Origin of the sequence: Fibrobacter sp. (genome assembly GCA_012523595.1) — a bacterium.
Classification (GTDB): Bacteria; Fibrobacterota; Chitinivibrionia; order Chitinivibrionales; family Chitinispirillaceae; genus JAAYIG01.
Map to the genome: position 1 here is coordinate 1 of JAAYIG010000224.1, position 6,065 is coordinate 6,065.

Annotated in this window: 7 protein-coding genes; 3 read left to right on the forward strand and 4 right to left on the reverse strand. The window is 42.2% G+C overall.

The annotated features are described in order from the left end of the window. The 4 genes from GX089_16045 to GX089_16060 form a co-directional block, all read right to left on the reverse strand. A partial coding sequence (locus GX089_16045; GenBank protein ID NLP04006.1) for a hypothetical protein occupies window positions 1-449 on the reverse strand: 449 nt, incomplete at its 3' end. An 87-nt stretch (window positions 450-536) separates the two neighbouring features. Next, entirely contained in the window at window positions 537-1,307 is a 771-nt protein-coding gene (locus GX089_16050; protein NLP04007.1) for a tetratricopeptide repeat protein, read from the reverse strand. Between the two features lie 45 nt (window positions 1,308-1,352). Then, the gene (locus GX089_16055) at window positions 1,353-1,682 is read right to left on the reverse strand and encodes a hypothetical protein (protein ID NLP04008.1); all 330 of its coding nucleotides are present in this window, start codon (window positions 1,680-1,682) and stop codon (window positions 1,353-1,355) included. A 177-nt stretch (window positions 1,683-1,859) separates the two neighbouring features. Continuing rightward, window positions 1,860-3,275 carry a nucleotide excision repair endonuclease gene (locus GX089_16060; protein ID NLP04009.1) on the reverse strand — a complete coding sequence of 472 codons (1,416 nt, stop codon included), beginning with the start codon at window positions 3,273-3,275 and terminating at the stop codon, window positions 1,860-1,862. Between the two features lie 264 nt (window positions 3,276-3,539). On the opposite strand from GX089_16060, the gene GX089_16065 reads away from it, so the two are divergent. The 3 genes from GX089_16065 to GX089_16075 form a co-directional block, all read left to right on the forward strand. Then, window positions 3,540-3,857 carry a helix-turn-helix domain-containing protein gene (locus GX089_16065; protein ID NLP04010.1) on the forward strand — a complete coding sequence of 106 codons (318 nt, stop codon included), beginning with the start codon at window positions 3,540-3,542 and terminating at the stop codon, window positions 3,855-3,857. 149 nt (window positions 3,858-4,006) lie between these two features. Further along, window positions 4,007-5,611 (forward strand): murein biosynthesis integral membrane protein MurJ, encoded by a 1,605-nt coding sequence (gene murJ / locus GX089_16070; protein ID NLP04011.1) that lies wholly within the window; start codon window positions 4,007-4,009, stop codon window positions 5,609-5,611. A 284-nt stretch (window positions 5,612-5,895) separates the two neighbouring features. After that, the coding region (locus GX089_16075; GenBank protein NLP04012.1) for a class I tRNA ligase family protein at window positions 5,896-6,065 on the forward strand (170 nt) is incomplete at its 3' end.

Below are 6,065 nucleotides of genomic sequence, written 5' to 3' on the forward strand. Positions count from 1 at the left end.
GGGGGATAATCGGTTCCGGTTTCTGCGTATACTGTTTCTGGTGGAAAGTCTGGCTCAGGTTCAGGACTTACTGTCACTGGAGCAGATGGCTCAAGCTCAGATGAGATAAATATTGTTTCAGGCGGAAAATCAGATTGTGATTGATCAGATTTATTCTCTTCACCCCTGTTAACCGTTGTAGAAATGTCATCTGCAGTATCAGGTCCAGGTTTTTTCTCCTTCGAAGTTTTTTCTGCAGTTGAAGTGTCTTCTGTCTGTGTCTCATTCCTGCGTTTCTTGACTTCTGCTATAGACAGCCACTCACCATTAAGAAGAATTTCACCAGATTCAATGTGCTTCAGGAACTCTTTTTCTTTTGATATCTTTTCAGAAAGCAAGATCCATTTCTTGCGTTCATCAAGCACATAACCCCGGCAAACCTTCTCTTCTACAACTTTTAAAGCCTGCATCAGCTTTTCCTTTTGGTTCTGTATCTGAATTATCTATCATTTCTGCATATCAAGTAAACCTTTAATCGAGAAAATCAAGCTTAAAGGTCAGAAATAAGAGATACTGTCAGGATCTACAAGAAAAAGGCTTTTGATCTTCTTCTGCTCTTTGGGTGGTTGTTTCTTGACAGCAGCTTTTGGTTTTGGTGCTTGAACTGCCGGTTTTTTGGGAGCAACAACTGCTTTTTTAGGTCCTTCGTTTTCACTCACATTCTCTGCCACCTGGACAGGTGGAGGAGGTGGCTGTCTCCTGGTATTTGAAGCATCTATTTCATCTTGTTTCATTTTCTGCAATTGATCTTCGGTTGGCTGCAATCCAGGATTGAGCTTGTAGAATATCTCATACTCGGAACGGGCCTTATCATACTGCTTAAGTTTGCGGTAAATATCGGCTGAAAGCTCAAAAGGCATGATATCATTTTTTGCAAGAATTTTTAGCTCAGTCAGATTTTTAAGTGCTTCTTCATGTTCACCTCTGAATATTTTCCCCAGCGCGTTTACAGTCAATTTGGCGCGGACAGAATCCAGCTTATCCTGCTGATAGAAATAGTAAGCCGCCAAGCCGCTGAAAATAAGCGATAAAAGGCTTAAAATTATGGCTATTGTCGATGCAGGCCCACTCTTGGAGCTTACCTTCAAATCTCCAGCAATATCACTGGCCTTTAATTTTTGAAGCTGAATAGCAGCATAACCGCATTCGTCAGAATCCGGAAACTCTTTTACAAGCGCCTCATAGTACTTTACCGCTTCAGCAATGCGGTTTTCGACATAGTGAAGCTTGTAAGCAGTCTCATAAAGCTCTAAAGGTGTTTTTTCCATTACAACTCCTTACCGGATGTATTTCTAATGACAACAGTTCGTTAATCAATACCCCTTTTTTACATTTTTCAGGAGAGATTTAATCTGTTTATCTGACATACCTTTTGCCTGTGCCTGAGCCGGTGTGTATTTGCTGCAAATAAAATTCTCATCACCGCCAAAAGAAACCACCCCGGAAGCCCCACCGCTGCGCTTTGCCCTGAACTCACTGCAGTTTTGTTTCTGTTTGCAGTTAAAACAGGACCCTTCCTTGTTACTTTTTAAATGAGAATAACCCTTTTTTTCCAGAGCCTGGTCCCGTTGTTCTCGTCCCTGCGCTGATGCCAGGCTGCGATTTTTAGCTACAAACTTCTCATGATCATAAGTAAAACTCATATTTTGCCTTTCAGGGTTAGCTAACTTCCTTACCTATTATACATATACAAAATAATCAAATCCATCCGGGAAATCAGTATTGTATGGTTTCATTAACTCTATTACACTATAGTACACCATATATTGCGTCTCTTTCCTGAAATGGATCGCATTTCCGTAAGATGGGAAATCAAGGTATCAAATCCTTTCCTGTGATATCTCTTTTAAATACCCTTTTATGCTATCCAAAATCTCTTCTGCCTGACCAAATCTGCTTACCGGTACTGTTGTGAGAGAATCACGGTGTTTCTTTACCCATCTGGTCGCTATCTCCATCTCCGGAAAATCTTGACTGTCTGCAGGAAGTTTCTCACCCAAAAAGAATCTTTCAATCTCCTTTAATAACTCTTCACTATGGTTCAAATCAATATCAAGCGGCTTGATTTGTATCTTCTGATCCTTTCTGAACCAGAAAGACATCACTTTTTCCTCAGAAGTGTGTGGCAGCAGGATAATACAATCCTCAACCGGTGAAAAGGTTCCCTTCCTCTCACCTATTTCTGTTTGACTGTTAAGCAATGGTTTATGTTTCCTGATCAAACGATATTCATAAAGAAGACATTCCAGTTCCGATCCACACTGGTAAGTCACAACCTCCTTGGAATCACGATGGATACTTTGAATTTTCAAGGGCGATTCGTCTGTTTCCCGGAAATAAGACATCAGCCTTCTTCTAAGGTTTTTCGCCTTCCCTATATAAAGAAATTTCCCTGCTTCATCTTTGAACCCGTAAACGCCCGGAACCTGGGACAATGAACTGATATCATCAAAAGTAAATTTTTTTCCCTCAAAATATCTTCTTCTCTCCTCCTTTTCCCTCTCTTCAAGATCCTGACGGGTTTCGATACCTTTTAACCGTAAAGTATTGATCAGCTCGGCAAGGCACTCGGCATACAGCTCGCCCTGCGCAAGTGCACTTGAAGCAGATCTTTCATGACCCATGACTGATCTGAAAAGGGCTCCTGTTGACAGGGGTCTGGGGGAGGAAATTCCTGCGGCCGTTAACAGCTCTCCAGCAAGAATTGAGTCATCAGTGAAATTTTCCCCGTGCCTCACACAAATAGTTCTGAGAAGATTTTCATGATAACAGGACAGAAACACCGGCAGCCGTGATTTAAGTTCATCTGCCAGTCGTGAGAATACCGCACCGCTTTCCCCTGCAGCTCTGATTTCCTCTCCGATATCAAGGGCTTGCCTGTCTTCAAAGGAAAGAGATTCTGTTTTCTTTGTCCATGCTTCCCAAATCAACTTTGGAGCGGGAAATATCTCCCAGATCGACAAATAGTATATCTGTTCAGTTTTTCTGCCTGGATCCCCGAGAATGTAAACTCCGCAAAGCGGCAGTTTCCCAAGTGAATCAGAGGATTTAGGTGACCGGGCATACCACCGCCCATCTTGATCCTGGAAAATTCTTTTATCTTTGGACAATATGTTTTTGACTGTTATCTCAGCCATACTGCCCGGATTTGAAATCCTGAAGAAATTTCCGGCAATTTCTCCTGTTGAAGCACCTTCCGAACACGACCGCAGGTAATCTATTATTTCTTCGTACATTGCACTATCTCCGTATACAGGGAAATTTAGTTGACGCGCTGCACATCTGACAATGAAGCGATACAATCCCGTTTTTTCCCCGGATCTTGTCATATTGCGTTCTGATTGACATTTTGTTATAAATTCTCCTTGCAAATGACATGAAGGAATTGTATATTACATATCAATACACCAGACACTCCTCATCATAACACTCTTCAACACCTCATAAAATAGCTGGAATCAACCAAACTTTAATCTTCATTACGAGAGGAGTGGTGCAATATGCCAAGAATCACTAAATCCCAGCTTATTAAGCTTCAGAAAAAATTCAAAACTGATGCTGCAATAGGTGAACAGTTCGGAATCACAAGGCAGGCGATCCATCAGCTCAGGAAAAAATACGGAATCGATTCTTCTCTGGTTGATAACCCGAAGAGAAACGCTGAAATCGTCAGCCTTTACGAAAAGGGAACATCGGGAACAGCTATAGCTAAAAAGTTCAAGCTCTCCATTTCCCAGACCTATCGTATTATCAATGAATCCAAGAAAAAAACAAAAACTAAAGCAAAGACCAAAGCCAGAAGCAAAAAAAGAAAGTAAGATCTTTTTTCATTAAGACAAACAAAGGCTTACGGTCAATCTGCCCGTAAGCCCTTCCTTTTACATCCTCCGTTTTTCTGTCTGTCTCCAGGCTCTTTCGGCTTACTCTGTTTTGCGCTTACTCATCCGCAGGCAGTAGTTTTAATACCATGACAACCGCGTTAATTCAAAGCCTGACAGTTTCCAGAGAGAAAAAATCTCAGAAACGGGCACTAACAATCGCTACAGCCATAATGATGGGATCTGTGCTTCTCAGCCGTATCACCGGGCTTGTCAGGGAACAGGTCCTTGCGGCTTTCGGAGGCACCAGCTTTGAAATGGATGCGTATGTCACAGCTTTTCTTATCCCTGAACTTTTAAATCATTTCCTTGCCGGAGGATTTCTTTCCATAACATTTATCCCCATATTTCAGAAACACTGCTCTCAGGGAAATCGTCTGCAGGCATGGCGCTCTTTTTCAAATCTGATCTGTATCGGGAGCGCAGTATTTGCTCTTCTTATTCCCCTGGCAATGATTTTTACACCTGAGATCCTTGGTCTCTCAGGCAAGCACATTACCGATTCCTCACATCTTTCCCTTACTGTCCGCCTGACACGTATTATCATTCCAGCTCAGTTGTTCTTTTACTGGGGTGCTTTTTTCAGTGCAGTACAGATGGCTGAGCACAGGTTTTTTCTGCCGGCAATGGCACCATTATGCTACAATCTGGGTATCATTTTCGGCGGGCTGATCCTTGGGCCATCGCTGGGCATAGAGGGGTTTGCCTGGGGAGTTTTGATCGGTGCATTTGCAGGGAATGTAGTACTGCAGCTGCCGGGTGCAATCAAATCCGGGATGCGTTTCAGGCCGGTTTTCAAACTTTCAGATCCTGACCTTGTAAAATATGTCAAATTGACACTACCGCTTATCTTAGGTTTGGGAATGACCTTTTCCAACGAAATCTTTTTCCGGTACTTTGGATCCTTCCTCTCTGAAGGGGCTACATCGAGTATAAACTACGCATTGCGTACCACAATGATGATTGTGGCAGTTTTCGGTCAGGCTTCAGGAATGGCATTCTACCCTTTTATTACCAAAATGGCGGCTGATGGACAGTACGGTAAAATGACTGAAATGCTCAATTCAGTTCTAACCAAAATTGCTGTTTATCTTATACCACTGTCAATTCTTATGCTTTTGTTGTCTGAACAGATAATCTCTATTCTCTTTGAGCATGGGGAGTTTGGACATCAGTCCACAATTTTGACCGCTTCCGTCTTTTCAGTATATCTTATCGGGAGTTTTGCGTTTTCAGCATCGATGATAATTTCCCGCTCTTTTTATGCTACCCAGAACACAGTTCTTCCGCTGATCATTACATCATCAATATCACTTCTCAGCATTCCATTATATATCATTTTCAGTAAATCTCTTGGCCCAAAGGGTATTGCCCTGGCTGCCATTCTGGGGATGACCCTGCAGTTTTTGTTGCTTTATTATATGTGGTACCGTAAATACGGACAGCTCTCTTCCACTGTCAAACTTGCTGTATCGATTGTTAAAATTATTCTCATCTGCTGTGCTGTTGCCTTTCCCGGATACCTCCTCATGGATAAGATTCCGGTTATTTTTACAAGCAAAATGATCCAGAATCTCTTTACCTGTACTGTTATCTCAGTGCCTTCCATCTTTCTGATTTTTGCACTTTATGAGGTATGTGGTATTCAGCATTTTGCCGATTCGATCAAAGGTTTCTTAAGAAAAAGCAAATAGGGTTGAAAGACTCCTGCTCGAATATTCCATACTATCCTCTTCATACTCCCTGCCCATTCAGATTTTTGTCCTATCGTTTTCTCATATTCTTATCCCTTGGTTTTTCGTACCCTCGTACTCCCGTACTCCTCGTGCCCTCGCTTTGTCGTCCCTCGTTTTGTCGTACTCTCATACTCTCGTTCCTCACAGATTTCCCTCTCAATTTCAAGCACCCCTGTCCGAATTGTATTTTTTAACCTTATTTGGCTTTAGCTTTAATCACTGATACAGAAGAAAGACTCACAATGGAAAAACAGTACAATCCCTCTCAGGTTGAAGAACGATGGTATGCTTACTGGACTGAAAACAAGATGTTTCATGCGGATGATAACTCCTCCAAACCCGCATATTCCATAGTAATACCCCCACCCAATGTCACAGGTGTGCTTCATATGGGTCATGCCCTGAATAACAC